Here is a 4,271-nt window from a genome sequence, read left to right on the forward strand (position 1 = left end):
CAGTTCAAGTCATCCCCACATCGGACCGGGCTGCCGTGGATATCATGCTCAAGCAGGAAGAATATATCGACCTGATCATCCCCCGGGGTGGAGAAGGTCTGATCCGCCATGTGGTGGCAGCCTCCAGAATCCCAGTCCTCAAGCATTACAAAGGGGTCTGCCACGCCTATGTGGATGAGCTGGCGGACCTGGAGATGGGCGTGAGCATCGTACTCAATGCCAAGGCCCAACGGCCCGGGGTATGCAATGCCCTGGAAACCCTGCTGGTTCATGAAGGTGTGGCCCAACAATTTCTGCCCATGGTCCACAAGGCACTGACCCAGGCCGGTGTCACCCTCAGGGGATGCCCTAAAACCTGCGCAATACTTCCCGATGCCGTTCCCGCCACCGAAGCGGACTGGCCTATGGAATACCTGGATCTGATTCTGGCCGTCAAGGTGGTTAAGGACATGGATGACGCCATGGCCCACATCGCGGCCTACGGCTCCAACCACACAGAAGCGATCATCACAACGGACCTGAACCGGTCCCGGCGCTTTATCCGGGAAGTGGACGCCTCCCTTGTCATTGTCAATGCATCCACCCGGTTCAATGACGGAGGGCAGCTGGGCCTGGGCGCTGAGATCGGCATATCCACCTCCAAGTTGCACGCCTACGGCCCCATGGGCATAAAAGAGCTGACCACCACTAAATTTGTGGCCTGGGGGAACGGGCAGATCAGGATCTGATCAGCACCGCTTCAATGTCACTTAAAAATTGAGATCCGGCCAGAATGATCCGGTCAAGATTATCCGGGCCGATCTCAAATTTTAAGTTAATTTGCCGGATGGTTCAGTTTTATGGAAAAAATTCCGGTACACCATGAGAAAATAGGGGTATATCCCAGCGACATGTTCTATTTTTTTCCGGTTACCATCATGGACAGTTCAAAGACATAATCCCGAAGTTGCTCGGCCTGGGCATTCATTTCCTCTGCGGCAGAGGCAGATTCTTCGGCAGTGGACGCATTCCGCTGAACCACTGTATCCATCTCCGCGATGGCCTTGTTGACTTGATCTATCCCGTCTGACTGTTCCCGGGAAGCTTCAGAAATTTCAGCCACCAGATGGCTTATCTTTTCAGAACTCTGGGTCACCTGGCCGAATGCCTGGTTGGCGGCGGTGACGATATCCGAACCGTCATTTACCTTTTTCACCGTATCTTCAATGAGTTCTGCCGTATCCTTGGCTGCCCTAGCGGCTCTCATGGAAAGGTTCCGGACCTCATCGGCCACCACTGCAAAACCGGCCCCGACCTCACCGGCCCTGGCTGCCTCCACAGCGGCATTCAGAGCCAGGAGATTGGTCTGGAAGGCGATTTCGTCGATGGTTTTAATAATCTTTGATGTTTCCTCGCTGGCCTTGGTGATCTCTTCCATGGACCGGATCAGTTGCGCCATGGATTGATTGGCGCTGACCACGATCTGGTTGGATTCTTTCATCAGGCTATCTGCATTGCTTGCGTTCTCGGCATTCTTCTTGGTCATGGAGGCCATTTCCTCCATGGAAGATGAGGTCTCTTCTATAGCCGCGGCCTGCTGGGAAGATCCCTCGGCCATGAACTGACTGGATGAAGAAATCTGGTTGGATGCAGATGCTACCTGGTTGGCGCCTTCTCCTAAACCATCGCTGATTCGGATCAGAACACTGATAATGCCCCGGGCAATGACAAAGGCCAGAAAAGCCCCTGCCAGGATGGCTGCCACGGCCGTAATAACCACATTTCTTTTAGTTCCGTTAGCGGCCTCCAGCATGATTTCGTCGGTCATGATATGCTGTCTGGCCTCTTTTCTGATATTTCCCAAAAGCCGCTGAACCTCTTTCAGGGCCGGGATGGTCTGGCCGGCATAAATCCGGGAGGCCTCGCGCATTCCGTGAAGCTCGTGCTCTGCCTCTTTTTTCAGATCTTGAAGCCGGGCGATGGTTTTGTCCAGCAGCGGCAGGGTCTGGGTGTTGTATATGTCCAGGGCTTGTTGGACGGATGCATTGGCTTTATTTTCCTCCATTATGGATCTGTAATAGATTTCAGACTTGGCAGACCATTGTTCGGCCAGATCCTTGAGCCGGACCATGACCTGCTCCAAAGCCGACTCCCCTCGGCTTAATTTCTGCCAGGCGTCGATTCCAGCCCTGAAGATACGCACCTTGCCCTGATAATCACTCCATTCTTGTTCGGTTTTTCCGATCTCAAATCTATATAGGGCCAGACGTGCGGTTAAAAAAGGTTGGATAACCTGTTCATTCATGATCATATCGAGATTGCCCCACCGGTTCATGGCCACCGTATCCCCGGAGTTGGCGGCTTTTTCCTTTGACGAATCAATGACGGCCCCCCTGCCCTTTTTCAGCACGTCCAAAAGGGTATGCCCCAACTGTTCGAATTCTTTGTTCATTTCCTGTATATCCGTTTCCAACCGAAACAATTTCTCAAATGCCAGGTGGGTTTCAATATCGACCGCAGATTTATGAAGTTCTGTATGTGCTGCCACCATATCATCCCAGACATTTTTAAACTCTGCATCTTCACTTTCATACACCTGTGCGGCCGCATTGGACTGCAGCCATTTGCCCAGGGCACACTGGGTCGGATCCATTGTAACTCCGAGGGAGTCATGCTTTTGAATAAAAGCATCTCGAATCTTGGCGGCCCATTTGAAATGATCCACCTCCCGTTCGGTCAACAGGGTTGGCAGTTTTTGATCAGCTTGACTGAATACCTTTCCGATGGCGATGGCAGAATCATGAAGCTGTTTATGGGGCGCTTCAATCTCCTTTAACAGGGGTTGCAGGGACGGAACCATGGACTCTGCCTCTTTTCGCTCTTCTCCGTAGAGCCATTTTCCGAATCCGCATTTGTGATGATCTGTCTCCACCTCCAGCTTGGTAATCTCTTTGTCCGTCAGCAATGCGTTTACCTTGTTCACCCAGTTCAGATGATCCACTTCTTTCTGGGCCAGATTCCCGTCCAGTTTATTGCCGTCAATGACTTCTTCGGCATTATCAACGACACCTCCAACCCCGATGAAACTGAGCCCTCCCAGCATTATCAAAAGCAAAATTACAACCCCGAACCCCACACCAATCTGCTTTCCAATGGTTAAATTTTTCCAGTTCATTTCTACTCCTTTTGATTCACCGCCTTATTGATATCAAACTCAGAATATTTGGATACGAATGGCCATGGGCCGACCCGGTCTATCAAGACCCTGGCTTAATCCGCAAAATACTATGAATAAATTCAAAATGTTATTCAAGTTTATATATAAAAGACTTGCCTTAGAGCTTGGCAAACATCAAAACAACCTGTTGTCAGTTGGAGCATTGTGCATTTATAATATTAAAATGTGTGATCAATTGGAAGAATTCATTTGGAAGAATTCATTGATTATCAACGTTCTTTTTTTAGGGGTCTGAAGCCAATATATTCGGCAGGGGGAGATGATATGAGTTTAAATAACGAGGTCCTAAATTGCATTCATGAACGAAGAAGTACGCGCAAATTTACTGAACAGCAAATATCATCAGAACAACTGGATGCGCTGCTTGATGCTGCAATATGGGCGCCCAGTGGCGGCAACAACCAAAGCTGGTTGTTTACTGCCATTCAGAAAAAAAGTGTGCTTCTTCACTTAAACCGGCTGGTTTGTGAAGGATTTCAACATTGGATCCCTGATGACGATTACCCCGGAAAGCATGCCATGAAAAAGCGGTCAAAACAGGAAGGCTATAACTTCTACCACAACGCCCCAACACTCATTATTGCCTCCAATAAACCCAATTACGAAAATGCGATGGCAGATTGTGCCCTGGCCCTTCAGAATATATTTCTTGGGGCTCAGTCCCTTGGACTGGGAAGCTGTTATATTAATCAACTTCATTGGCTTCGGGATGATCCGAGCATCCGTGCATATCTGCTTGAAATGGGCATCCCAAAGGAGAACACGATCTGCGCTTGCGCGGCTGTCGGGTTTATCGGCAAAGCATCGCCCGTGCCTGCGCGTAAAGACGGCACGATACAGATCATTCGATAGATTATTAAACAGTGGGCTTCATTCTTGACAAGACCTGCGCAATACCCTAACCAGATATCTGTAACTGATTTATCCACCAGCCAAAGGAGTTTTTTATGGTTCATCAGCCGAACACCCCGAGAAAAGAGGTCCTTCAAAGTGACTGCTGGGATCTGTCACCCATGTTTCAAACCACCGGGGCGTGGGAATCGCTTTTCCAGGC

The 4,271-nt window shown here is 49.8% G+C and carries 3 protein-coding genes; 2 read left to right on the forward strand and 1 reads right to left on the reverse strand.

Features of this window, described 5'->3' with window-relative positions; genetic code table 11:
- Positions 1 to 728 (forward strand): glutamate-5-semialdehyde dehydrogenase (locus tag AB7U36_RS19565; RefSeq protein WP_428161316.1); only part of this gene is annotated, 728 nt, incomplete at its 5' end.
- Between the two features lie 167 nt (positions 729 to 895).
- On the opposite strand, the gene AB7U36_RS19570 is transcribed toward AB7U36_RS19565, so the two are convergent.
- Positions 896 to 3,154 carry a methyl-accepting chemotaxis protein gene (locus AB7U36_RS19570; RefSeq protein WP_428161317.1) on the reverse strand — a complete coding sequence of 753 codons (2,259 nt, stop codon included), beginning with the start codon at positions 3,152 to 3,154 and terminating at the stop codon, positions 896 to 898.
- A 252-nt stretch (positions 3,155 to 3,406) separates the two neighbouring features.
- Here AB7U36_RS19570 and AB7U36_RS19575 point away from each other — a divergent pair, with 252 nt between their 5' ends.
- On the forward strand, positions 3,407 to 4,069 hold the full coding sequence (locus AB7U36_RS19575) for a nitroreductase family protein (RefSeq protein ID WP_428161318.1): 663 nt from the start codon (positions 3,407 to 3,409) through the stop codon (positions 4,067 to 4,069).
- Positions 4,070 to 4,271 lie beyond the last annotated feature (202 nt).

The organism is Desulfobacter sp., assembly GCF_050177295.1.

Coding starts and splice junctions, on each gene's coding strand:
- AB7U36_RS19570 (WP_428161317.1), bottom strand. CDS start 3,154: ATGAACTGGAAAAATTTAACCATTGGAAAGCAGATTGGTGTGGGGTTC.